This is a genomic window from Streptomyces sp. NPDC043853 (assembly GCF_056436025.1).
Genome location: NZ_JBWKDJ010000017.1, coordinates 1 through 23971 on the forward strand (window position 1 = coordinate 1; position 23971 = coordinate 23971).

At 72.9% G+C, this 23971-nt stretch carries 23 protein-coding genes, 1 tRNA gene and 1 pseudogene; 15 read left to right on the forward strand and 10 right to left on the reverse strand.

From position 1 onward, the window contains the following. The 6 genes and pseudogenes from AC067U_RS32155 to AC067U_RS32180 form a co-directional block, all read left to right on the forward strand. A pseudogene (locus AC067U_RS32155) lies at window positions 1–207 on the forward strand (DEAD/DEAH box helicase); the annotation flags it as partial. Further along, window positions 204–1415 carry an SWIM zinc finger family protein gene (locus AC067U_RS32160; protein WP_478833348.1) on the forward strand — a complete coding sequence of 404 codons (1212 nt, stop codon included), beginning with the start codon at window positions 204–206 and terminating at the stop codon, window positions 1413–1415. The pseudogene AC067U_RS32155 and the gene AC067U_RS32160, both read left to right, overlap by 4 nt. Before the next feature lie 78 nt (window positions 1416–1493). Further along, window positions 1494–1922, forward strand: a complete 429-nt coding sequence (locus AC067U_RS32165) for a hypothetical protein (RefSeq protein WP_478833349.1) — start codon at window positions 1494–1496, stop codon at window positions 1920–1922. Next, window positions 1922–3283, forward strand: a complete 1362-nt coding sequence (locus AC067U_RS32170) for a hypothetical protein (protein WP_478833350.1) — start codon at window positions 1922–1924, stop codon at window positions 3281–3283. Before AC067U_RS32165 ends, AC067U_RS32170 begins: the two co-directional genes overlap by 1 nt. A gap of 3 nt (window positions 3284–3286) precedes the next feature. Further along, window positions 3287–3775 (forward strand): hypothetical protein, encoded by a 489-nt coding sequence (locus AC067U_RS32175; protein ID WP_478833351.1) that lies wholly within the window; start codon window positions 3287–3289, stop codon window positions 3773–3775. 145 nt (window positions 3776–3920) lie between these two features. Next, window positions 3921–4628 carry a chaplin gene (locus AC067U_RS32180; protein ID WP_478833352.1) on the forward strand — a complete coding sequence of 236 codons (708 nt, stop codon included), beginning with the start codon at window positions 3921–3923 and terminating at the stop codon, window positions 4626–4628. On the opposite strand, the gene AC067U_RS32185 is transcribed toward AC067U_RS32180, so the two are convergent. Further along, window positions 4612–5280 (reverse strand): DUF2293 domain-containing protein, encoded by a 669-nt coding sequence (locus AC067U_RS32185; RefSeq protein ID WP_478833353.1) that lies wholly within the window; start codon window positions 5278–5280, stop codon window positions 4612–4614. The two genes, AC067U_RS32180 and AC067U_RS32185, sit on opposite strands and share 17 nt — an antisense overlap. Before the next feature lie 106 nt (window positions 5281–5386). On the opposite strand from AC067U_RS32185, the gene AC067U_RS32190 reads away from it, so the two are divergent. Then, window positions 5387–5758, forward strand: coding sequence for a cupin domain-containing protein (locus AC067U_RS32190; protein ID WP_478833354.1), 372 nt, complete (start codon window positions 5387–5389; stop codon window positions 5756–5758). 18 nt (window positions 5759–5776) lie between these two features. Continuing rightward, a tRNA-Trp gene (locus AC067U_RS32195) sits at window positions 5777–5849 on the forward strand. Window positions 5850–5879: 30 nt separating this feature from the next. Here AC067U_RS32195 and AC067U_RS32200 read toward each other — a convergent pair. Continuing rightward, complete coding sequence (locus tag AC067U_RS32200) at window positions 5880–7325, reverse strand: WGR domain-containing protein (RefSeq protein ID WP_478833355.1); 1446 nt, start codon at window positions 7323–7325, stop codon at window positions 5880–5882. A gap of 112 nt (window positions 7326–7437) precedes the next feature. Here AC067U_RS32200 and AC067U_RS32205 point away from each other — a divergent pair, with 112 nt between their 5' ends. Both AC067U_RS32205 and AC067U_RS32210 read left to right on the forward strand, forming a co-directional pair. After that, window positions 7438–8088, forward strand: coding sequence for a nucleoside/nucleotide kinase family protein (locus AC067U_RS32205; RefSeq protein WP_478833356.1), 651 nt, complete (start codon window positions 7438–7440; stop codon window positions 8086–8088). 251 nt (window positions 8089–8339) lie between these two features. Continuing rightward, window positions 8340–9008, forward strand: a complete 669-nt coding sequence (locus AC067U_RS32210; RefSeq protein ID WP_478833357.1) for a hypothetical protein — start codon at window positions 8340–8342, stop codon at window positions 9006–9008. Between the two features lie 13 nt (window positions 9009–9021). Here AC067U_RS32210 and AC067U_RS32215 read toward each other — a convergent pair whose 3' ends face one another. Beyond that, complete coding sequence (locus AC067U_RS32215; protein WP_478833489.1) at window positions 9022–9915, reverse strand: carbohydrate kinase family protein; 894 nt, start codon at window positions 9913–9915, stop codon at window positions 9022–9024. Window positions 9916–9953: 38 nt separating this feature from the next. Then, window positions 9954–10877 carry a pseudouridine-5'-phosphate glycosidase gene (locus AC067U_RS32220; RefSeq protein ID WP_478833358.1) on the reverse strand — a complete coding sequence of 308 codons (924 nt, stop codon included), beginning with the start codon at window positions 10875–10877 and terminating at the stop codon, window positions 9954–9956. Window positions 10878–11061: 184 nt separating this feature from the next. Between AC067U_RS32220 and AC067U_RS32225 the strand changes: the two genes are divergently transcribed. After that, on the forward strand, window positions 11062–11436 hold the full coding sequence (locus AC067U_RS32225) for a cupin domain-containing protein (protein WP_478833359.1): 375 nt from the start codon (window positions 11062–11064) through the stop codon (window positions 11434–11436). A 24-nt stretch (window positions 11437–11460) separates the two neighbouring features. Here AC067U_RS32225 and AC067U_RS32230 read toward each other — a convergent pair whose 3' ends face one another. From AC067U_RS32230 to AC067U_RS32240, 3 genes are all read right to left on the reverse strand, one after another. Next, the gene (locus AC067U_RS32230) at window positions 11461–12651 is read right to left on the reverse strand and encodes an MFS transporter (RefSeq protein ID WP_478833490.1); all 1191 of its coding nucleotides are present in this window, start codon (window positions 12649–12651) and stop codon (window positions 11461–11463) included. Window positions 12652–13027: 376 nt separating this feature from the next. Continuing rightward, window positions 13028–13588, reverse strand: a complete 561-nt coding sequence (locus AC067U_RS32235; RefSeq protein ID WP_478833360.1) for a methylated-DNA--[protein]-cysteine S-methyltransferase — start codon at window positions 13586–13588, stop codon at window positions 13028–13030. Window positions 13589–13658: 70 nt separating this feature from the next. After that, complete coding sequence (locus tag AC067U_RS32240; protein ID WP_478833361.1) at window positions 13659–14588, reverse strand: glycerophosphodiester phosphodiesterase; 930 nt, start codon at window positions 14586–14588, stop codon at window positions 13659–13661. Window positions 14589–14751: 163 nt separating this feature from the next. Between AC067U_RS32240 and uvrB the strand changes: the two genes are divergently transcribed. From uvrB to AC067U_RS32260, 4 genes are all read left to right on the forward strand, one after another. After that, complete coding sequence (gene uvrB / locus AC067U_RS32245) at window positions 14752–16899, forward strand: excinuclease ABC subunit UvrB (protein WP_478833362.1); 2148 nt, start codon at window positions 14752–14754, stop codon at window positions 16897–16899. Window positions 16900–16955: 56 nt separating this feature from the next. After that, window positions 16956–17534, forward strand: a complete 579-nt coding sequence (locus tag AC067U_RS32250) for a TerD family protein (RefSeq protein ID WP_478833491.1) — start codon at window positions 16956–16958, stop codon at window positions 17532–17534. A gap of 117 nt (window positions 17535–17651) precedes the next feature. Next, a complete protein-coding gene (locus tag AC067U_RS32255; RefSeq protein WP_478833363.1) occupies window positions 17652–19595 on the forward strand; it encodes a TerD family protein in 1944 nt (647 codons plus the stop codon). A 317-nt stretch (window positions 19596–19912) separates the two neighbouring features. After that, window positions 19913–20917, forward strand: coding sequence for a TerC family protein (locus AC067U_RS32260; protein ID WP_478833364.1), 1005 nt, complete (start codon window positions 19913–19915; stop codon window positions 20915–20917). A gap of 54 nt (window positions 20918–20971) precedes the next feature. Here the strand turns inward: AC067U_RS32260 and AC067U_RS32265 are convergent, their stop codons facing one another. The 3 genes from AC067U_RS32265 to AC067U_RS32275 all read right to left on the reverse strand — a co-directional run bounded on the left by AC067U_RS32265 (window position 20972) and on the right by AC067U_RS32275 (window position 23891). After that, the gene (locus AC067U_RS32265) at window positions 20972–22264 is read right to left on the reverse strand and encodes an MFS transporter (protein ID WP_478833492.1); all 1293 of its coding nucleotides are present in this window, start codon (window positions 22262–22264) and stop codon (window positions 20972–20974) included. Window positions 22265–22529: 265 nt separating this feature from the next. After that, the gene (locus AC067U_RS32270; protein WP_478833365.1) at window positions 22530–23186 is read right to left on the reverse strand and encodes an MBL fold metallo-hydrolase; all 657 of its coding nucleotides are present in this window, start codon (window positions 23184–23186) and stop codon (window positions 22530–22532) included. A 9-nt stretch (window positions 23187–23195) separates the two neighbouring features. After that, the gene (locus AC067U_RS32275; RefSeq protein ID WP_478833366.1) at window positions 23196–23891 is read right to left on the reverse strand and encodes a maleylpyruvate isomerase family mycothiol-dependent enzyme; all 696 of its coding nucleotides are present in this window, start codon (window positions 23889–23891) and stop codon (window positions 23196–23198) included. Window positions 23892–23971 lie beyond the last annotated feature (80 nt).

The following is a 23971-nucleotide window of genomic DNA, read 5'->3' on the forward strand; positions in this document are numbered from 1 at the left end:
ACCGACCGCGCCTACCGCATCGGCCAGACCCAGCCCGTCCAGGTCCACCGCATCATCGCCGAAGGCACCGTCGAAGACCGCATCGCGGAACTGCTCGACATGAAGCGCGCACTGGCCGACGCCGTCCTCGGCTCGGGCGAGACCGCGCTGACCGAACTGACCGACCGGGAACTGGCCGACCTCGTCTCCCTGCGCAGGCCGTCATGATCACCGCGCGGGAGGACCGCCGCCGGACCTTCGGTTCGGTGCCGCCCGGCGCGGAACCCACCACCTGGTGGGGCCGCGCCTGGACGGAAGCGCTGGAGCGGCTCGCGGACTCCGCCCGGCTGGCGCGCGGCCGCACCTACGCCGCGTCCGGGCAGGTCGACGCGATCACCGTCACCCCCGGCCGGCTGGTGGCGTACGTCCGGGGCAGCCGCCCCCGCCCCTACCGCACCGAGCTGGCCCTGACCGAGTTCACCGACCCCGAGTGGGACGACCTGCTCGGCTCCCTCGCGGCGGACCCCTCCGCACTCGCCGCGCTCGTGGAGCGCGAGGTACCGCGCTCCCTCGCCGACCGGATCCTGCCCGGCCCCCGGGAGCTCCTCCCGCGCTGCTCCTGCCCGGACACCGGCCGTCCCCCGTGCAAACACGCGGCCGCCCTCTGCTACGGCGCGGCCCGGCTGCTCGACCAGGACCCCTTCGTGGTGCTGCTGCTGCGCGGCCGGGGCGAGCGGGAGCTGCTGGACGAGCTCACCCGCCGCAACGCCGCCCACGCGGCTCGCGAACGGCCCTCCTCCGCACCGGACTTCCCGGGTGTCCCGGCCCGTACGGCACTGACCCGGGCACCCGCCCCGCTGCCCGCACCGCTCGGCCCGCCCCCGGCCGTCGGGACACCCCCGGCCTGTCCGGCCGACCCGGCCGCCCCGGACCCGATCGCCCTCGACCAGCTCGCCACGGACGCGGCGGCGCGCGCCCACGCCCTCCTCGGGACCGGGACGGATCCCCTGGCCGGGCTGGACCTGTGGCAGGACGCGGTCCGGCTCGCCTCCGCGCACCCGACAGCCGGACTCACCGGCACGGCCCGCCGCCTCTACCGCGACCTGGCCCGTGCCACCGGCCGCAGCACCACCGACCTGGCCCGCGCGGCGGCGGCCTGGCGCCAGGGCGGCCCCGCCGCACTCACCGTCCTCGAAACCCCCTGGGACCCGCCCGCCGGCCCCTTCGACCGGGCCCGCCCGGCCCTGCTCGCCGCCGGCCTCGGAGCCTTCCGCCCCCACCGCAACCGCCTGACCTCCCTCACCCGCCAACTCCGCCTGGGCCGCGACGGCCTGTGGTACCCGTACGAGTCCCGGCCCGCAGAAGACGACTGGTGGCCGGCCGGCGAGCCGTCCCCCGACCCCCTGTCCGCCCTCGGCCACCCCGTACGCAGCTGACCGCGTCGAACGGAATCAGCCTTATGCGAAAGGGAATTGACCGGGTGTGAGCAACGGTGCGCATGCGAAGCTGTGGCCATGACCTTCGAGGAAGAGTGGATACGCGCCAAGGGCGAAGCCGTCATGCGGCTCGCCTCCACGGACGGTCCCGACCCCGCCCCGGGGCCTGCGCCGGGACCGAGCCCGTCGGCCGGTGGAGGGGAGCTCGGCCTCGCCGACGGACCGGTCCGTTCCTCGGCCTCCGGCATCCGCGCGGCGAACGCCGAGGCACGGGGCAAGACCTCCCTGGACGACGCGGAGGCGGTCGGCAAGGCACACACGGGCTGGGCCGCCGGCCCGGCCAGCGATGACTGCGTCAGCGCCTGGCAGCGCCGGCTGCGGGACCTCGCCGACCTGGTCGATGCCGCGGCGGACGCCCTGACCGGCGGCGCGAACGCCACCACCGCCCAGGACCAGGACATCGCGAACCGGTTGCGCGCGGCCGGCGGAGTACTGGAGGACGCCTGATGGTCTCGGTACCCGAACTCGACCGGGCGGACCCGCAGAAGTGGCGTACCGCGGCCGATGACGCGGTCGCAGTGGCGAAGCAGTGCGACAGCCTCGGCACGTACGCGCGCGAGGACGTCGCCCGAACCGTCGACCGGTGCTGGACCGGCGAGTCCGGCCGCGCGGCCACTGCCGCCTTCGTCAAGCACGCCGACGACTACGAGGCCGCGGCCGTCGCCCTCCGCGGCATGGCGAAGGCCTACGACGCCCTCGCGGACGCGATCTCCGCCGCCCAGGGAGACCTGCGCAGCGCCCTGGCGTACGCGCGCAGCCACGAGCTCAAGGTCGACGACAGCGGCAGGGTGCAGCTCGCGAAGCCGGTGATGGTCCCGGCGGGCAGCACGGAGCACCTCGTCCCCGTCAACCACGCCCAGGGCATCATCACGGAGGCACTGCGCAGGGCCACGGAGGCCGACACCGAAGCCGCCCGCGTCCTGCGCACCGTCGAGGGCCTCACCGCCGTGTCCGATCCGAGGCTGGCCAGGGAAGCCCTCACCCCCGGCTCGCCCCTCGCCATCGCCCTGGCGCTGTCGGGCGGCACGGACGGCCTGCACCCGATCAACGTTTCCCCCGCGCAGTTCCGGGCGGTCGACCTGGCGGCCGCCGAGACCGGCATCAGCCGGAAGCTGCTGCTGGCCATCCTGTGGCAGGAACAGCAGTGGTACCAGAACTTCAGCCCCGGCCTCGGCGGCCCGCTCGCCCAGGCCGGCCGCATCTTCGACTGGGCGCTCCAGCAGACGGTCAAGCCGGACAAGTCCCTCGGGATCACCCACATGAAACCGGACACCGCGCGGGAGGTCATGAACGCCAACCGGCGGGCGTTCCTCCTGAAGGACGGCACCTTCCTGGGAGACCTCGATGACGCGCAGCTCACCAAGTACATCGAGGAGAACCCGAACGAGGACATCCGGCTGAGCGCCTACCACCTCAAGGGCCTGCAGCAGAACTCCTACGGTTCCGACACCGACAAGCAGCTGTTCGTCCTCTACGCGGCAGACACCCCGGACGTCCGGGAGAAGAACGAGCGGCACGGGGACGAGTCCGGGCCCCGCGGGGGCGACATCAAGGTCCGCGGACAGAACTGGGACCGGCTGGAGCCCCATCTCGACGACGCCATGGCCTGGCACGCCCTCACCGACGAACAGCGGGCCACGGCCCTTCGGCAACTCGAATCGCAGACCCCTGCCGGACACCACGTGTCCGTCGACCCGATCTACCACGAGGGCGGCGGCCCGCACACCGGGACGGGCACGGGCGAGCCCGAACCCGGAACTCCCAGTCCGAGCCCGGGACCCGCACCGACACCGCCGGGGAGCAACTGATCCATGAAGCGAACGACGGGCCTCGCCGCCGTCCTCTGCGTGCTGTCCCTGCTCGCCGGGGGATGCTCCCTCGGCCGGGACGGAGGGCGGCCCCCGTTGCGTCCGATGCCGGCCGAGGTGCCCACCGCTCCGGAGTTCGCCACGGCGGAAGACGTCGTCGCGGCGATGGAGAAGGGCGGACTCACCTGCTCGGTGCTGCGCCACAACGCGAACGACTTCGGCTCGGACATCGACTGCCTGGTGAAGTACGAGGGCATCGAGGTGGAGAACCAGATCTCGGTGCTCGGCACCGGGCGGTTCAGCCGTGACGAGGTCGGGGATTCGATCCAGAGCCGCCGTTCGGGACCGTACGGGCAGACGCTCGTCGCGGCAGGCAACTGGTACATCCGGGTGCTCCCCCGGGAGTACGCCTGGCACGTGGCCCGGTCGCTGCCCGGGGCCGTCGTGCTGGGGCCCCTGGACCGGAAGACGGCGCCTGGCGTTCAGTCATGAAGTAGGCGCGGCTCCGTACACGATGGAGTGAAATGCGTACCGGCCATATAACCCATTCGTGTCTACGGCGTTGTTTCCGGTGCGGGTGAACGCCCGCGAACTCGTGCAAAGGCAGGGAAACATGCGTCAGGGTCGTCGGAATGGCTTGATCGCGGCGGTCGTCGTGGGTGGTGCGGTCTCGGTCGGAGCCGGCGGGTTCGCCTTCGCCGACGCGGAGGCCGGTGGCAAGACGGAGCGGTCGCCGGGGCTGCTGACCGGAAATCTGCTGCAGCTGCCCGTGGATGCGCCGGTGAACGTGTGCGGCAACACCGTGAGCGTGGTCGGGCTCCTCAATCCCGCGGCGGGCAACCAGTGCGCCAACTCGGGCGGCGGACAGTCCTCCGGCGGATCTTCGTCGGGAGAGGCGAGCAGTACCTCCGGCAGGGCCGGCGGAGCCGTCGCCGAAGGCACCGCCAAGGATTCCCCGGGTGTGATCTCGGGCAACGCCCTCCAGCTGCCGGTCCAGCTGCCCGTGAACATCAGCGGGAACTCGGTGAACGTGGTCGGAGTGGGCAACCCGGTCTTCGGTAACGAGTCCGGGAACGTGACGACGCCCGCCAAGCCGGAGCAGCCCGTGCGCCCGCCCGTCGTCGTGCCGCCCAAGACCCCGCCCAGGACCCCGCCCACCCCGGTCGTGACGCCCCCGGTGACCACGCCGCCGCCCGCAGCCACGCCCGAGCCGGTGCGGCCCGCGGGTTCCTCGCTCGCGCAGACCGGTGGCGAAGGAGCCGGCTACCTGCTGCCGGCCGGCGGGGCCCTGCTGCTCGGCGGGACGCTGCTGTACCGCAGGTTCCGGGTCAACCAGGTCCCGTAACCGGGGGATTGCGCCAGGCGCCCAGGATCGCGTCGATCCGGGGCGCCAGCCGGGCCCGGGCCTGGAACCGCGGCACTCCGGCCATCAGGAGCTGGTCGTACTCGGTGTCGTCGTGCCTGACAGCCGCCCGCACGGCGACCGAAACGGCGAGCTCGTCCAGGGCCCGGCCGGCCGCGGTGCGGCCCACCCGGCCGCTGCCGCGCGCGGAGGCATGGGTGGCGATGGCCAGCGCGCGGTCGGCCGGGCAGCCGGGGAACAGCCGGAGTATCTCCGCCGTGAACGCCAGGGTGAACCGGCTGTCCTCGGCGGCCCGCCGGAGCCGGGCGCGGTCCCGCTGCCGGGCCCGGACCTCCGCGTCCGCACGGCAGGAACGCTCGGCGCGGGCCAGCGCGGCCGGCTCCACCAGAAGGCCCTGGCGCTCGTAGCGGCGGCGCCGCTTGTTGAAGCGCACCACGACCGCCGAACAGGAACTTCCCTGCCGGGCCCGGCGGGTGAGCGCGGCGTTGCCGCGCGGCAGGTAGACGAGGTGCCCGAGGCGGGCGCAGCTCAGGCAGCGCGGCACACCGGACTCACGCACCAGGTGCGGCAGCGGGCCGTGCCGGCACTGAGCGCAGTGGATCTGCTTGAGCGCTTCGAACACCACGAGGTTCATGGAGAGGTGATACCGCCGAAGGGTGCCTATATCACCTCGACGTGGTCCCCGGTGGGATGTTCGGAAAGTCGGCCGATACTCCTGGTGGTCGTCGTACGGTGTGACGATGCTCAGGACGATGTGGTCGGCGGACGTGGTGGTCGACGAGTTCACCCTGCGCCCTGGAGAGTCCACCGGATGGCATTACCACCTGGTCCCGATCCTGGCGGTCGTCCGCTCGGGAACGCTGACCCGGGTGCTGCACGACGGCTCCGTCGAAGTCAGCCCCGCCGGCGCGATGTTCGTGGAAGCCGCGGGTCGCGATCGCGTGCACATCGGCTGGAACCACGGTGCAGAAACCATCCTTCTCCAGGTCGCCTACGTCCTCCCCGAAGGCACCCCGCTGACCGTGGACGCGCCGCCCCCGCCGTGCTGCACCGCTGCCCTCCCGCCGTCGCGCCCGCCCGAATCCCCGTGGCCGACGGCCCGTACGGCATGACATGCTGACCCGGCCGGGAGGGGCGTAGCTCAATGACCAGAGCGCCGGTCTCCAAAACCGGGCGATGTGGGTTCAAGTCCCGCCGCCCCTCCCGGTCCAGGTCCTCGACGCGGACCGCCGCTCAGACCAATCGGCGTATCTCCCCGCGCACCCGGTAGAAGCCGCCCGAGGCCGCGTGCAGCCCGTCGACCACGTACCGCGCGCCCGCCTCCCGGATGCCCCGCGGGAACTGCACGTTCCACCCGTGCTCGAAGCCGTCCGAGATCACCTGCACCCGCAGCCGGCCGCCCTGCTGTACACACTCCACCACCACACCGCCGGCCGGCGCCGCGGCCGCCCGCACCGTGGCCACCGCGGCGGCCGAGGCCGCCGGCCGGTACACCGGAAGAGCCGCGGCCGACTTCACGTCCACCGCCGTCGGTACGGAACCCTGCTGCGCGGCCGCGATGGCGGCCTCGCTCGCGTCCACGCACAGCAGCGAGCCGTCCGTGGTGACCAGGTACAGCCGCTCGTCGAGGTACTGCATCGACAGCGCCGATCCGCTGCCCGTGCCCAGCTTCCACAGCCGGTTCCCGGCCGCGTCGAAGCAGTACACCGAGGAGGAGTAGTCACCGGCGAACACGTGCCGGCCGTCGGCGGAGGTGGCGCACGAGTACACCGCGGCGTCGCACCGGTACGTGGCCTCGATCGCACCCGTCGCCTTCGAGAGCCGCTGCACCTTGTTGCGGCCGGTCCCGGCGAACACGCTGTGCTCCTCCTGCCACCCGAACAGCACCCCGCCGTCGGTCGCCGTGTGCCACACCGTCGCGCCCCCCTCGGCGGCATACGCGGTCACCCCCTGCGAGTGCCCGTGGTAGACGGCCCGGTCGTCGGCCCGCACCATCCAGGCGTTGCTGCCGGCGGACTTCCGCGACCACTGGAACTCCTCCTCGTGGTCGATGACGGTCAGACCGCCGCTGCGGTCCGACACGTTCAGCACGCCCTCGCGGATGTCCAGCCAGAAGATGTCCACGTCCGGGGCGATGTCGTAGGCGCCGAACGGCACCTTCGCCGACAGGTCGTAGACGGTGCCGTCGTCGCATCCGGCGTAGATCCAGAAATCGTCGGCGACCAGGCACTTCACCCCGTCCGGCAGCGAGTACCGGGCCAGCACCTCGCCGCCGTGGCTCAGCGTGTAGACGTCCCCGGCCTGATTGCCCACCCAGCAGCGGTCCTCGTCCACATGGATGCCGAAGGCCGAGGCGCCGGTGCGGAACCGCCACAGCACCGGGGCAACCGCCCCGGCCGTGGAAGGCGCCGAGGTCACCTGCCTCCGCGTCACCGCCCGGGCGGAACGCTGCCCCCGCACCGCCGGCGCGTACCCCTTGCGGACCTTCTCGCCGATCTTCTTCGCGGCGGCCGCCCGCGCCTTCTCGGCCGTCGGGAACGAGGAACTCTGCAGCTGGCCCGCCGCGCCGATGCGGCCGTAGCGCACCGACACCGCCGTGCCGTCCACGGTGACCTCGTAGAACTTGTGGGCCCCGCCGCCGTCCTGCGACAGCTCCAGATACGTGGTCTCGCGCGCCATGACAGACCTCTCCCCAATGGCCGGACCCGACGGCCCTTTCCCGTCGGTGATCCCTCGTCAAGAACGCTAGGGGCAGGCACTGACAACGCCCGGGCTTGCGGACAATGGGGGTGTGCCGACGTTGGAACCGATCACCTGGGAAGGGCTGGCCGAGCGGATCGCCGGACGGCTCGCGGACCGCCTCGACCGCGGGGAGGCCGAGGGCGGGCGGCTGTGCGTGGCCGTGGACGGCGCACCCGCCGCCGGCACCGGACCGCTCGCCGAACTCCTCGCCGGAGCCCTGCGGCTGCGCGGACGCCCGTCCCTGGTGATCCCGGCCGAGGGTTTCCTGCGGCCGGCTTCCCTCCGCTTCGAGCACGGCCGCGAGGACGTCGACTCCTACCTCGGCGGGCGGTACGACACGGCAGCGCTCTGGCGCGAGGTCTTCGGTCCGCTGGAACCCGGCGGCAGCGGCCGGGTCCTGCCCGATCTGTGGGACCCGGTCACCGACCGGGCCACCCGCAGCCCCTATGCCGAACTCCCGCCGGGCGCCGTGGTGATCCTGCACGGCCCCCTGCTGCTGGGCCACTGGTTCCCGTTCGACTTCGTCGCGCACATCGCGCTCTCTCCGGGTGCCCTGGCCCGCCGTACTGCCGAGGCCGACTGGTGGACGCTCCCCGCCTTCGCGCGGTACGAGGCCGAGACCGGTCCGGCCGGGACCGCGGACACGCTGATCCGCGCCGACGACCCGCGCCGCCCGGCCTGGACGGGCCTGCCGGACTGACCGGCCGCACCGGGCGGACCGGTTGAACCGGCTGAAACGGCTGAAACGGCTGAACCGGCCTGCGGCGAGGGCCCGTCCGTGACGAAGGTCCGGGCTGGGCAACAGCCCGATCCCGGGTCGGTGACGAACGGGATCCGGCCATCGACCTGGCCGATTACCGCCCGTTACCGTGGTGGTGACGATTCGGTGGGCGAGTCGGTCGGCGATGCGGCGGCGGGTACCCGCCGAAGGCTTGGCAGAGGGAGACGGCAATGCGCGGACGTGGTGGAAGAGTCCTGGCCCGGAGCGGGTCCCGCCGGGCGGCGATGGCGGCCCTGGCCCTCTGCGGAACCCTGGCACTCGCCGGCTGCCAGGGGGACGACGGCGGCAACGGCGCCGGCGCCCCGGCCCCGGGCGCCGCCTCGCCCTCGGCCTCGGCCCCGGCTTCCGCGGCGCCTTCGGGCGCGCCCGCGCCGTCCGTACCGTCCGCGCCCAAGGGGACCCCGACGGGGACCGTCTCCAAGCCCGTGCAGGCGCCCAAGTCGACCGCCACCCCGGCCGGCAAGCCCAAGTCCCCGGCACCCGGGGCGAGCTGCGACCACAAGATGCCCATCTCGCCCGACGAGATCGCCGTCCACCGCTACACGCCCGAGGGCGGCTTCCACAGCCTGATCGTCCGGCACGGCAACTGGGGCTGCGGGACCCCCGACTCCGACGGCGCGCCGTTCGAGGAGGTCGGTGTGGAGACCTTCCTCCCGATCGCCGACGGCGCCGCCATCACGGCGGTCACCCCGATCGTGGAGAGCACCGAGAACCAGAAGATCACCCTCCAGCAGCTCATCGACTGGCTGGATGCCCACCCGAACCAGGGCCTGGTCTTCCGCTACCACCTCGGCGCCAAGGGCGCGATCGACAAGCTGGACCAGGTCTTCACCCCGTAGTTCCGCGCGCGGCTCACACCGGGCGGCCGCCCAGCCGGGTCACGGCGAGGCCCCCGGCCCGGCAGCCGGCCCGGGCGGCGGCCACCGGTGAGGCCCCGGCCAGCCGGGCCGCGAGGAAGCCCCCGGTGAACGCGTCCCCCGCGCCGGTGGAGTCCACCGCGCGGGCGGGCTCCGCCGGGACCTCGGCCGTCACCGCACCCCCTTCCGCCACCAGTGCTCCGGCAGCCCCCCGGGTGACCACGACCAGCGGGAACCTCCGGCTGAGCGCGGCGGCCGCCGCCGCCACGTCCTCCGTACCGGCCAGCAGCCGGGCCTCGTCCTCGTTCGGAAGCAGGACGGACGCGCCGTCGGCCGCTGCGAGGAAACGTTTCGCCCCCAGGGTGGCCAGGAACCCCGCCGAAGCCGGGTCCACACTCACCGGCACCCCGCGGTCCCGCGCCGAACCCAGTGCCCGTTCCGCCAGTGCCCGGCTGCTCTCCCCGAAGTACAGGTACCCGGACAGGTGCAGCTGGGCCGCCCCGTCCAGCAGGGCCGGGTCCCAGTCGGCCGGGCACAGGCGTAGCGCGGCCCCGCTGTCGGTCAGGAAGGTCCGCTCACCGTCCTTGTCGACCAGCGCCACCACCGTCCCGGTCGGCTCCACCGGATCGACCAGCAGGTGCGCCCGCACACCGGCCGCCGTCAGCGCCCGCTCGTGCCACGCGGCCCACTCCTCGCCCACCCGGGCCAGCAGCCGCACCTCCGCCGCGCCCCGGCCGGCCGCCGGATCCCCGCGGGCCGCCCAGCAGGCCGCGTTCGCCCCCGCGCCGCCCGGCAGGATGCGGATCCGCGCGGCCGTGTCCGTGGCCGGCGCCAGGGGGTCCGTGTGCACCGCCACGACGTCGGTCACCACATCCCCGACCACCACCAGGGACCCTCCTGCCGCGGACCCGTCCACCGGGGAACGGTTCACCGGGCCGCCCAGGCCGCCGCGATCCGGGCCCCGAGGCGGACGTTGCCGCGCACCGCCGCCAGGTTCGCCTCCAGCGAGGCGCCACCGGTCGCCCGCACCAGGAAGTCCAGCAGGAACGGGGTGACCGCCTGCCCGGTGATGCCCCGGTCCCGGCAGGCGCCGAGCGCCTCCGCCAGCACCCGGTCGTGGAGCGCGGGGTCCAACTGCTCCGGTTCCGGTACCGGCCGTGCCACCAGCAGCGCCGAATCCGGGCCGCCCAGCGCGTCCTGAGCGGCCATCACCCCGGCCACCTCCGCCGGGCCGTTCACCGTCCAGTCCACCGGCAGTCCCGAATCGGCCAGGTAGAACCCCGGGAACCGGTCCGTCCCGTAGCCGAGCACCGTCACCCCGAGCGTCTCCAGCCGCTGCAGCGTGGCAGGCACGTCCAGGATCGACTTCACCCCCGCGCAGACCACCGTGATCCGCGTCCGTGCCAGCAGCGGCAGGTCAGCCGACTCGTCCTGGGTCTGCGCCCATTCCCGGTGTACGCCGCCCAGCCCGCCGGTCGCGAAGACCCGCAGCCCCGCCCGGGCGGCGAGCAGGGCCGTCGCCGACACCGTCGTCGCCCCGGTGACCCCCGCCGCGACGGCCGGCGCGAGATCCCGGTGGCCCAGCTTCCGTACGCCGTCCCCCGCCGCGATCCGCTCCAGCTGGTCCTTGTCCAGCCCGGCCCGGGGAACCCCGTCGAGGACCGCGACGGTGGCCGGTACCGCGCCCTCCGCCCGTACGAGGTCCTCCAGTTCCAGGCCCACCGCGAGGTTGCGGGGGCGCGGCAGACCGTGCGCCAGGATGGTCGACTCCAGCGCCACGACGGGCTGCCGCCGCGCCAGTGCCTCACGTACCTCTTCGGACAGGACCGGGATCTCGGTGTGCTGTGGCATGTCCCCATCCATGGCACGGCGGCCCGGCCGCCAAACGCCCCCCGCGGCGGGCTGTCCGAGAATGATCAGGGCGGAGGTGGGCCCCGAACGCCGGCGGCATCGACAGGGTGACGTGCCCGGCACGCCGATCGTGGACGAAGTGGTCACCCTGCCCGGCGGTGCGCCCCGGCTAGGGTGACGCGCCATGAGCACCAGTGATCACACCGCACCCGCCTCCTTCGCCGTCACCGTCCCCGACCTCCCGGACTCCGAGCTGGAGACCGAGGAGCTCGACCCGGCCCAGATCGTCTCCGGCAGCCCGGTGGTGACCGGGAAGGTGCTGTGGGAGTCCGCGGACGGCACGCAGGTGCGCGGAATCTGGCAGATCACCCCGGGCGTGGTCACCGACACCGAGGCGGACGAACTGTTCGTGGTGGTCAGCGGGCGGGCCACCATCGAGGTGGAGGGCGGTCCGACGCTGGAGGTCGGCCCCGGTTCGGCCTGTGTGCTGCGCGAGGGCGACCGGACCACCTGGACCGTCCACGAGACGCTGCGCAAGGCCTACCACATCAATCTGTGACCGGCCGGAAGCCGTGACCGGCCGTCAGTCCGTGACGGGCCGCCGCCGTCCGGTGAACAGCAGCAGGGCCGCGAGCGGGACGAGCAGGGACGCTCCGATGACGTTCAGCCAGCCGTAGCCGGCCTGGGCCACGACCAGGCCGGCCGCCGCACCGCCCAGTCCGGCGGAGGCGTTCATGGTCAGGTCGGAGAGGCCCTGGACGGCGGCGCGGGCGGGTTGCGGCACCGAGTCGGTCAGCAGGGCGGACCCCGCCACCAGGCCGGCCGACCAGCCCAGGCCCAGCAGGAACAGGCCGGCCGCGGCCTGCCCGTGCGAATCCCCGGCCGTTCCCGCGAGGAGGGCCGCGAGGCTCAGCAGACCGGCCGCCAGCCCGATCACGGACAGCCGGCCGATCCGGTCGGCCAGCCAGCCCCACACCGGGGAAAACGCGAACATGCCCGCGATGTGCCCGCTGATCACCAGTCCGATCAGATCCAGCGAGGCGCCGTGGTGGTCGCGGTCCAGCGGGGTCATCACCATGATCGACACCATGGCGGTGTGGCACACCGCGACCGTCAGCAGCGCCAGCCTGGCCCGCGGCGACTCCTTGACGGCCGCGAGTCCGGCCCGCAGCGACCGGGCCTCGGCGGACTGTCCGGCGGGCCCCGCCAGGGCGCGGGCGGTGAGCAGCGGATCGGGCCGCAGCAGTACGGCGACCAGCGTGGCGGTCAGCAGGAAGATGCCGGCGGCCCACAGGAACGGGCCCGCCGTGCCGGGTATGGAGGTCCCCTCGAAGCTTCGGCTGGCCGGGGCCGACAGATTGGGGCCGAGGACGGCCCCCAGCGTGGTGGACCAGACGACCGTGGAGATCGCGCGCGCCCGGTGGTCGGGCGCGGCCAGGTCCGCGGCGGCGAACCGGGCCTGCAGGTTCGCGGAGGACGCGGCGCCGAAGGCGGCCATGCCGAGCAGCAGCAGCGGGAAGCTCGACGCCATGGCGGAGAGGACCACCACCAGCGCGCCCGTCGCGCCGATCAGGTAGGCCAGGACCAGCCCCGCCCGTCGGCCGCGCCGGGTCATCAGGGCGGCGAGCGGCAGGGACAGCAGGGCCGTGCCGGCCACCGACGCGCTGGAGGCCAGCCCGGACAGCGCCTCGGTGCCGCTGACCTCGGTGGCGAGGACGGGCGCCAGGGCGATGCTGATCGGGACCCCCAGGCCGCCGATGATCTGGCTGGCCATGAGCACGGCCTTGGTGCGGCGCTGGAGCCGGGGGAGGTCCTCGGGCGTCACGGTTACGGCCTTCCGCGCGCCGGCTGCTGCTGTGGTCACCCGGGCAGTCTCGCAGCCATGGAGCCACCGGCGGAACGGGATATCCCGCTGCCGCTGCCGTCGGCTGCGCCCGTGCCGGTGCACGCCCGGCGTCGGCCCGGGGTCCTCGCGGGGTCGGGGCGGAGGGAGGCTGCGCGCGCCCTCGCGGGACCGGGGTGCCGTGTGCCCACCCGTGCCGCCCTGCGGCACGCCTGCCCACACGGTGGCACGCCTGCCCACACGGCGGCACGCCTGCCCACACGGCGGCATGATTGCCCGCGCGGCGGGAGGGGTGCGGAGCGGCCGGTCAGAACAGTGGTTGTGGCAGCACGCCCTCCAGCGCCAGCAGGGCCCGCTTCGTCTCCAGGCCGCCCCCGAAGCCGCCGAGCCCGCCGTCGTTCTCCACGACCCGGTGACAGGGGACGACCACCGGCAGCGGGTTCGAGCCCATGGCCGCGCCCACCGCCTGGGCCGCTCCCGGCTGCCCGACCCGTGCGGCCAGCTCGCCGTACCCGACGATCGACCCGTACGGCACCGAGCTCGCCAGCTCGCGCAGTACCAGGCGGTTGAACCCGGCCGAGAGCCGCCAGTCCAGGGGCAGCTCGAACCGCCTCAGCGACCCCGCGAAATAGGCCGCCAGCTGGCGTATCGGCTCGGCGAGCAGCACCTCCCGGCCCGGGTCCGGACGCCAGGCACCGGCGCCCAGCCGGGACACCAGCGGACCGGCGAGGTCCGGCCGGTCCGGGTCGGCATGGAACTCCACCCGGACCAGACCCTCCTCGGTCGCGGCGAGGAAGAGCGGACCGATGTCACTTGGGACCACGGTCCATTCGAGGTGCGGCCCGCGGGGCCGCTCGGTGCTGTCCACGCCTCCACCGTACGGCCCGCCGCCGACGGGCCCGCCGCCCTGTGGACACCGGTCGGCGGCCCGCCCGGCCTCAGGCACTCCCCAAGGCCTCGCGGATCACGTCCGGAGCGTTGGTGATGATCCCGTCCACCCCCAGCTCCCGGACCTTCCGGGCCACGTCCGGCTGGTCCACGATCCAGGTGTCGATCTCCATCGGCCGCCCGTGCGCCCCGAGCAGGCCGTGCACCGCCGACACCCACTCGGCCGAGATCGTGGTGTGCCACGGGTTGATCCGGTCGGCGAACGCGGCGTACCCGGCCAGGTCGGCGACCGCCGGGGTACCCAGGAAGGCCGTGATCACGTCGGGCCGCAGCCGGTGCAGGGTCCGCAGGCAGTCCGCGTTGAAGCTCTGCACCACCAGGCGTCCGCTCACGTACCGCTGGTCCAGCCAGCCCGTCTCTTCCAGCACCCGCAGGGTGTCCTCCTCGATGCCCGGGTACAGCTCCGGCTTCTTGATCTCCAGGAGCAGCCGCTGCCGGTTCTGGCGCACCCGGTCGAGGTACTCGCGCAGCGTGGGCACCCGGGCCCCGGCGTACTCGGGGCGGAACCAGCTGCCCGCGTCGAGGCCGGAGATCTCCTCCGCGGTGAAGTCCTGGACCCGCCAGGGGCTCCGGTCCGGGAACAGCACCTCCACGTCCGTGGTACGGGCCAGGGTCTCGTCGTGGATGACCACCAGTTCGCCGTCCTTGGTGCGCTGGACGTCGTTCTCCACCCAGTCCACGCCCATCTCGTCGGCGAGGTCCACGGCGGCCAGGGTGTTCTCCGGGGCGTACGCCGAGGCCCCCCGGTGGGCGTAGAGCACGGGGACGGCCGGCTGGAGCCGTGCGGCGGCCTTCGGGCCCGCCGCCGGGGCGGTCCCCGCGGCGCTGCCCCGGGAGGAGGCGGTGGTGGTTCCGCCCGCCAGGGCGAGGGCGAGCCCGAGCAGGGCGGCCACCGCCGTGGCCACGGGTCGTACGTACATGCGCGATCCCCTCCAGACGTGACTGGTGCACTTGATCCGGATCATGGGGTTGGTGATCAACGGGCCGCCACCGAACTACGACAAACGGCCCAGAGTGTCACCGGTGGGCCGGACCCCTCCGCACAAACGCCTGAGTGTCAGTGGCGGGTCGTACGGTGGAGTCATGCGGCCCGTATCGAAGATCCAACGCACCGTGGCGCCTTTCGAGGTCGTCAGCCCCTACCGGCCCAGCGGCGACCAGCCCACGGCCATCGACGAGCTGGAGAAGCGCGTCCGCGCCGGCGAGAAGGACGTCGTGCTGCTCGGCGCGACGGGCACCGGCAAGTCCGCGACCACGGCCTGGATGATCGAGCGGCTCCAGCGGCCCACCCTGGTGATGGCGCCGAACAAGACGCTGGCCGCCCAGCTGGCGAACGAGTTCCGCGAACTGCTGCCCAACAACGCGGTCGAGTACTTCGTCTCGTACTACGACTACTACCAGCCCGAGGCGTACGTCCCGCAGTCCGACACCTACATCGAGAAGGACTCCTCCATCAACGAGGAGGTGGAGCGGCTCCGCCACTCCGCGACCAACTCCCTGCTCACCCGGCGCGACGTCGTGGTGGTCGCCTCCGTCTCCTGCATCTACGGCCTCGGCACCCCGCAGGAGTACGTGGACCGGATGGTCCCGCTCAAGGTGGGTGAGGAGATCGACCGCGACCAGCTGCTGCGCCGGTTCGTGGACATCCAGTACACGCGCAACGACCTGGCCTTCACCCGCGGCACCTTCCGGGTCCGCGGAGACACCATCGAGATCTTCCCGGTCTACGAGGAACTGGCCGTCCGCATCGAGATGTTCGGGGACGAGATCGAGGCGCTGTCCACCCTGCACCCGCTCACCGGCGAGGTGATCAGCGAGGACGAGCAGCTGTACATCTTCCCCGCCAGCCACTACATCGCCGGACCGGAGCGCATGCAGAACGCGATCCGCGGCATCGAGACCGAACTCGCCGCGCGGCTGACGGAGCTGGAGAAGCAGGGCAAGCTGCTGGAGGCCCAGCGGCTGCGCATGCGCACCACCTACGACCTGGAGATGCTCCAGCAGATCGGCTCCTGCTCCGGCATCGAGAACTACTCGCTGCACCTGGACGGCCGCGAACGGGGATCCGCGCCCAACACCCTCATCGACTACTTCCCCGAGGACTTCCTCCTCGTCATCGACGAGTCGCACGTCACCGTGCCGCAGATCGGCGCCATGTACGAGGGCGACGCCTCCCGCAAGCGCACCCTGGTCGACCACGGCTTCCGGCTGCCCTCGGCCCTGGACAACCGCCCGCTGAAGTGGGAGGAGTTCCAGCAGCGGATCGGCCAGACGGTCTACCTGTCCGCCACCCCCGGCCCGTACGAGCTGTCCCGCTCGGACGGCTTCGTCGAGCAGATCATCCGCCCGACCGGGCTCGTCGACCCCGAGGTGGTCGTCAAGCCCACCGAGGGTCAGATCGACGACCTGGTGCACGAGATCCGCACCCGTGTCGAGAAGGACGAGCGCGTCCTGGTCACCACCCTGACCAAGAAGATGGCGGAGGACCTCACCGACTACTTCCTGGAGCTCGGCATCCAGGTCCGCTACCTGCACAGCGACGTGGACACCCTGCGCCGGATCGAGCTGCTCCGCGAACTGCGGGCCGGCGAGTACGACGTCCTGGTCGGCATCAACCTGCTCCGCGAGGGCCTCGACCTGCCCGAGGTCTCCCTGGTGGCCATCCTCGACGCGGACAAGGAGGGCTTCCTGCGCTCCGGGACCTCCCTGATCCAGACCATCGGCCGGGCCGCGCGCAACGTCTCCGGCCAGGTCCACATGTACGCCGACAAGATGACCCCGGCGATGGAGAAGGCCATCGAGGAGACCAACCGGCGCCGGGAGAAGCAGATCGCGTACAACACGGCGAACGGCATCGACCCGCAGCCGCTCCGCAAGAAGATCAACGACATCGTCGCCACCATCGCCCGCGAGGAGGTCGACACCGAGCAGCTCCTGGGCACCGGGTACCGCCAGGGCAAGGACGGCAAGGGCGCCAAGGCGCCGGTGCCCTCGCTCGCCGCGCACGCCCCGAAGGGCGGCAAGGGGGCCGCCAAGCGCGGCAAGGCCGCCGCGGAGCAGGTGCTCACCGACCGGCCCGCCACCGAACTGGCCGGACTGATCGAGGAGATGACGGAGCGGATGCGGGCGGCCGCGGCCGACCTCCAGTTCGAGGTGGCGGCCCGGATCCGGGACGAGGTCAGCGAACTGAAGAAGGAGCTCCGGCAGATGAAGGAGGCGGGCCTCGCCTGAGTGAGCGCGGCTTCAGTAGGGTGGCCCGGTAGGTGGCGAACGAGAGGGGACAGCGCGTGACGGTCAACATGACCAAGGGCCAGGCCATCAGCCTCGAGAAGTCCGACGGGGGGTCGCTGAGCGCGGTCCGGATGGGCCTGGGCTGGCAGGCGGCGAAGCGGCGCGGACTGTTCGGGTCCCGCACGCGGGAGATCGACCTGGACGCCTCGGCGGTGCTGTTCGCCGGCCGGGAGCCGCAGGACGTGGTCTTCTTCCAGCACCTGACCAGCAACGACGGCTCGGTCCGGCACACCGGTGACAACCTGGTCGGCGGTGTCGGCCAGGGCGGGGACGACGAGGCCATCCTCGTCGACCTGGCACGGGTGCCGGTCCACATCGACCAGATCGTCTTCACGGTGAACTCGTTCACCGGCCAGACCTTCCAGGAGGTGCAGAACGCCTTCTGCCGGATCGTCGACGAGGCCAACGGCCAGGAGCTGGCCCGGTACACCCTCGACGGCGGCGGCCAGTACACCGCGCAGATCATGGCGAAGGTGCACCGGGTCGGTTCGGGCTGGAAGATGACGGCCCTGGGCAACCCGGCCAACGGCCGGACCTTCCAGGACCTGCTGCCGGCGATCATTCCGCACCTTTAGCGGCACCACCCGGTCACCACCGGAACCTGATGACCGGAACCTGAAGCACTCGAGGCAACACCGGCACCACCGGCACCACGGCACGGCGCGGACGAACGACGGGGGAGGGGCTGCACGATGACGGCCGAACTGGTCCGGGGGCAGAACCACCCCTTGTCCCGGACCGATGTGGAGATCACGGTCACGGCCGGCACCCCGGTGCTCGCCCTGGCCGCCTTCGGTGACGGGGCGGGCCTCCTCCCCGGTCCCGGCGGGCTCGCGCACCCCGGGGCCCGGTCCCTGGCCGGACTGGAGGTGCCCGAGGCCGCCGGTGTGGGACACCGCTTCACGGTGGACCTCGACGCCGTGCCCGCCGCGACCGAGCGGGTGCTCGTCCTCCTCGTGCTGCCCCCGGGCGGCCCGGGGAGGTTCGGCGCGGTCGCGGCACCGCACGTGCGCGTCGGGGAGCCCGGCGGGTCCGGGATCGCCGAGTTCACCCTGACCGGGCTGGACAGCGAGTCCGCCGTGGTGGCCGTGGAGCTGTACCGCCGCCAGGGCGCCTGGAAGGTCCGGGCCGTCGGCCAGGGCTACGCCGGGGGGCTCGGGGCGCTGCTGGCCGACCACGGGATCGGCGGCGGCGCCGCGGCCGAACTCGCCGCACTGGTGGAGACCTCGGCCGGAGTCCCGGCCGCCGCGGACCCGGTGCCGGTCTCCGGAGTCCCGTACGCCGGCACGCCCGGACCCGTGCCGACCGGGGCCCAGGCCGGCGTCCCGGCCCCGGCCGTACCGCCGGCCGCGGAGCCCCCGGCCGAGGGGCCCACCCTGGTCGCGGACGGAGGGAACGGCTCCGGCAGCAACGGATCCGGTATCGACTACACGCATCCCGGCCGTACCCGCACCCAGCCGCCCCCGCCCCCGCCGCAGGCCCCGTCCGCGGCCCCCGGGGAGCCGCCCCACCCGGTCGCCGGGGACGCCACCGGCTGGTCCATGGACGAGCGGCTCTACAACCAGGTCTGGGGGATGTTCGAGGACCTCGCCCGGGCGGTGGCCGCCTACCGCAGCGCGATCGACTTCGCCGACTCCCGGATGGACCGCGAGCTCGACGAGGCCCTGTCGGACCCCCGCGACCGCCTCGGCGGCTCGGGCAACGCGGCCCAGGACGCCGCCCGCGCCCGCCGCGAGGAGCTGGCCGAGCAGGCCCGGGCCGTACTCGACCGCGATCTGGCCCAGCTCGCCGCCGAGCTCGAAGTGGTCGAGCCGGCCCTGCCCAGCGCGTACGCCCGCTGGGACAATCCGGTCTGGCACGCCCACCGGATGACCGCCCCGGACGGGGACGGTGCGATGGCACTGCGCCTGGGCGACCTGCACCTGCCCGAGCGGCCCGACCTGCGGATCCCGATGCTGGTCAGGCTGCCCCTGCAGCGCGGCCTGTGGATCGACAACGGGCGGACGGGCTCCGAGGCCGCGATGGCCATGGACACCGACCGGCTGCGACGGGCGGCGCTGGACGCCGCCGTCGCCCACGTCGCGCGGGTGCTCGCCGTGCAGCCGGGCGGCCGGCTCTCCGTCCACGTCATCGACGCCGCCGGGGCCGGTGCCGCCGCGCTGGAACCGCTGGTGCGGTCCGGGGTGCTGGCGACCCCGCCCGCCGCGGGTGCCCAGGCCGTCACCGACACACTGGAACGGCTCACCCGGCGGGTCGACCTGGTCCAGATGGCCATCCGGGCCGGTGCATCGGAGTCCCTGCCGCCCGACGTCGACACCGACGAGCAGCTGCTGGTGGTCCACGACTTCCCGCACGGTTTCGACGACCGGTCGGTCACCCGGCTGCGCTACCTCGCCGACGAGGGCCCCGCGGTCGGGGTGCATCTGCTGCTGGTCGCGGACCGCGACGAGGCATCGGCGTACGGACCGCTGCTCGATCCGCTGTGGAAGTCGCTGATGCGGCTGTCCCCGGTGCCGGACGACCACCTCGCCGACCCGTGGGTCGGCCACGCCTGGACCTTCGAGCCGTCCCTGCCGCCCCGCGGCAGCGGCATCCTCGACCAGGTCCTGGCGGAGACGGCCCGGGCCCGGGGGTGAGGGTGTAGCGGCCAGCCGAGGGCGGTTCTCCGTGGCTGTTTCCGGCCGCGCCTGACCGATCGCTGACCAGTCCTTGGGTAAACCTTTACCTCGGCAAGATCCTCCCGTAAGCTTGTGCGTGCGGAGGGGAGTATTCCTGCTGTTTCCTGCGCGGCGTTCCCGTCAGTACGGACCGCTTCCGGCCGAATTCGAACGAATTCCGCCGGGTCGGCCCCGGGGCGCCGGCCCGCGGTCCCGATACGGGCCCGGGGTGGAAGAGACCTCCGGCAGCGATGACGCTGACCTTGTTGAGCCATCTGCCGGAGGCGTGAGCAGTAGTGGACGTTTCGTGGACCCTCTGGATGCTGACCATCGCCGGTCTCTGCATCCTCATCGGCGCCGACTTCTTCATCGGCCGCAAGCCCCATGACGTATCCATCAAGGAAGCGGGCACCTGGACGGTCGTCTGGATCGTCCTCGCCGTCCTCTTCGGCCTGGGCCTGCTGGTCTTCGGCAACGCGCAGGCGTCCGGCGAGTTCTTCGCCGGCTTCATCACCGAGAAGTCGCTCAGCGTCGACAACCTGTTCGTCTTCGTCCTGATCATGGCGAAGTTCTCGGTGCCCTCCCACCTCCAGCAGCGGGTGCTGCTGGTGGGCGTACTGATCGCGCTCGTCCTGCGCGCCGTCTTCATCGCCGCCGGCGCCACGATCATCACCAGCTTCTCCTGGGTCTTCTACATCTTCGGTGCGTTCCTGATCTACACCGCCTGGAAGCTCATCCAGGAGGCCCGGGCCGACGAGTCGGAGGAGGAGTGGGAGGAGAACCGCCTCCTGAAGTCCGTCGAGAAGAAGTTCGGCGTCGCCGACCGCTACCACGGCACCAAGCTCTTCATCCAGCAGAACGGCAAGCGCATCCTGACCCCGCTGATGGTGGTCATGCTCGCCATCGGCACCACCGACGTGCTGTTCGCCCTGGACTCCATCCCCGCGATCTTCGGCCTGACCCAGGACCCGTACATCGTCTTCACCGCCAACGCCTTCGCCCTGATGGGTCTGCGCCAGCTGTACTTCCTCATCGGCGGCCTGCTCAAGAAGCTGGTCCACCTCAGCTACGGCCTGTCCGTCATCCTCGGCTTCATCGGCGTGAAGCTGGTGCTGCACGCCCTGCACGAGAGCGGCGTCCACGTCCCGGAGATCTCCATCCCGGTCTCCCTCGGCGTCATCTGCGCCGTCCTGGTCGTCACCACCATCACCAGCCTGATGGCCTCGAAGAAGCAGGCGGCCGCAGAGGCCGCCCGCGAGACGGACGAGACGGGTGAGAAGGCCGAGAGCGTCGAGGCGTAACCGGCGCGACGGGCCCGACACGCCTGACAGCTCCACCGGCCCGCGAAGCGCGGGCTACGCGGGGGCGGCCGCTTCGGCTGCCCCCGTTCGCGTTGCCACGACGGCCGGACTGGTCTCCGGCAGCAGGGCGAAACAGCCGAGGCTGAGCAGCGCCACCCCGGCCAGGTACGCGGCCACCCCCCACGGCGGGCCCGAACCGTCCGCCACCGCCGTGGCCACGATCGGGGTGAGCGCACCCCCGATCACCCCGCCCAGGTTGTACCCGACGGCCGCCCCGGTGCAGCGGATCCGGGGCTCGTACAGCTCCGGGAGGTACGCCCCCACCACGGCGAACATGGTGACCATCCCGAACAGTGCGCCGGTGAAGCCCAGGGTCATCAGCAGTGGGTCGGCGGTCCGCAGCAGGGCGACGAACGGGAACATCCACAGCGCCGAGGCGGTGCAGCCCGCCAGGCACAGCGGCCGCCGCCCGTACCGGTCGCCGAGGACCGCGATCAGCGGGGTGGCCAGACCCTTCAGCGCCACGGCGATCATGATGCAGGCCAGCACCACCGTCCGGTCCACCCCCAGATGCTCGGTGGCGTAGGCCAGGGACCAGGTGGTCACGGCGTAGAACACCGCGTAGCCGACGGCCAGCGCGCCACCGCTGAGCAGCAGCAGCCGCCAGTGCCGGCGGAACACCTCGGCCAGTGGCGCGTTCGCGGTCTGTCGGCGTTCGGCGAGCTCGCGGAACTGCGGGGTCTCCTCGACGGCGTGGCGCAGCCAGAGGCCGGCCAGTGCCAGCAGGCCCGCCGCCCAGAACGGCACCCGCCAGCCCCAGGAGGCGAACTGCGCGTCGGTCAGGCCGGCCGACAGCCCCAGGGTGATCCCGTTGGCCAGCAGGAAGCCGACCGCCGGGCCGACCTGGGGGAAGCTCGCCCACAGCCCGCGCTGCCGCTCCGGGGCGTGCTCCGCGGTGACCAGGACCGCGCCGCCCCACTCGCCGCCCAGACCCAGACCCTGCACGAAGCGGAGCAGCACCAGCAGGACGGGTGCTGCCGCGCCGATGCTCGCGTAGGTGGGCACGCAGCCGACCGCGACGGTGGCGAAGCCCGTGAGGAGCAGCGAGACCAGGAGGACCGGGCGCCGCCCGTAGCGGTCGCCGATGTGGCCGAAGACGGCCGAGCCGAGGGGACGGGCGACGAAGCCGACGCCGAAGGTGGCGAAGGCCGCGAGGGTGCCGGCCAGCGGCGAGAAGGTCGGGAAGAAGAGCGGGCCGAGGACCAGGGCGGCGGCGGTTCCGTAGACGAAGAAGTCGTAGAACTCGATGGCGGTGCCGGCCAGTGAGGCCGAGGCGAGCCGGAGCATCGAGGGGCGGGGCGCGCCGGCCGGCGCTGCGGACCGGTCGGGCGGGGCGGGGGAGCCGGGTGCTCCGGCCGACGGGAAGTGATCATCGTGCATGGAGGTCCACTTACCCCTTCCCCCGCGCCCTGGCGGCAGGTTCGGTCGTCCTCGACCGGAAGGAGTGCACCGTATCCCGGGGTTGACGGGGGACCGTCGGCTTCCCGCCATGCCCGGTGCGGTGGCGGCCGGTCCGCCCGCCGGGTGGGCGGGGCGGACCGGCCGGGGCGGATCACCAGCCGCGCTCGTGCCACTCCGCGAGGTGCGGACGCTCGGCGCCGAGGGTGGTGTCGTTGCCGTGGCCCGGGTAGACCCAGGTCTCGTCCGGGAGCTGCCCGAAGATCTTCTCCTCCACGCCCTCGATCAGGCTCGCGAAGGCGGCCTTGTCGCCCCAGGTGTTGCCGACGCCGCCGGGGAAGAGGCAGTCGCCGGTGAACACGTGCGGGTGCCCGTGCGGGTCGTCGTAGACCAGGGCGATCGAGCCGGGGGTGTGGCCGACCAGGTGGCGGGCGGTCAGGGTGACCCGTCCGACCGTGATCGTGTCCCCGTCCTCCACCGGGACGTCGGTGGGCACCGGGATGCCCTCGGCGTCGTACCGGCCGGCGTAGGTCCGCGCGCCGGTGGCGGCGACCACCTCCTGGAGCGCGCCCCAGTGGTCCCCGTGCCGGTGGGTGGTGACCACGGAGGCGATGCCGTCGTCGCCGATCAGGTGGAGGAGGGTGGCGGGCTCGGCCGCCGCGTCGATGAGGAGCTGCTCGCCGGTGGTACGGCACCGCAGCAGGTACGCGTTGTTGTTCATGGAGCCCACGGCGACCTTGGAGATCATCAGGTCCGCGAGCTCGTGCACGTCGGCGGGACCGCCGACCTTGACCGCTCCGCTGTACGTCATGTCGGAATCCTAGAGCGCGGGGAGCTCGGGCAGGCCGTCGCCGGCCTCGACGGCGAGGTGGGCGCCCTTGGTGCCGCGGCCGGCCAGCCAGCCGAGCAGCTCGTCCTTGGGGCCGCTGAGGGTCACGGGGGTGCCCTCGGACCCGCCGGTGCGCGCGATCGGCCCGCCCTCCGGGAGGGTGAGGGTGACCGGCGGGACGTCGGGGCGTCCGGACCAGCGGTCGGCGAGGAAGGCGATCTCCCGATCGGTGAACTCCTCCGGGAGGTCGGAGAGCTCGTAGCCGATGTTCAGGTCGACGTGGTGGAGCTCCACCTCGACGAGCCGGCGGAAGGGCACGTTGGCGGCCAGGTCGGTGACCCCGTTGCGCAGCTCGACGGTGCGCTGCCAGTCCTGGTCGGGCTCGGTGGTGGCCAGGAAGCGGGCCCCGGAATCACGGAGGTCCCCCAGGTGTTCTTCCAAGGACCGGCCGGAGTCGCGCTCGATGTCCGCGTCGCGGGCGGCGGCGCTCTCGTACATGGGGCGGCCCTCGAAGACGTTGACGAGGGCGTCGGCGTTGCGCGCCAGGTGGGCCAGGATGTGGCCGCGGGTCCAGCCCGGGAGATGTGACTCCTCGGAGAGGGAGGCGTTGTCCAGTTTCGCGACCGCGGTCAGCAGTCGTTCGGTGGCTTCACGTACAGAGGCCAGGTCGTGCACATGATCAGTCATGGATCCGAGCCTAGTGGTCGCGAGGCCCCGGCCACACGATCGGGTGAAGCAGTCTTGCGCGTGCCGTAAATCGAATGTGC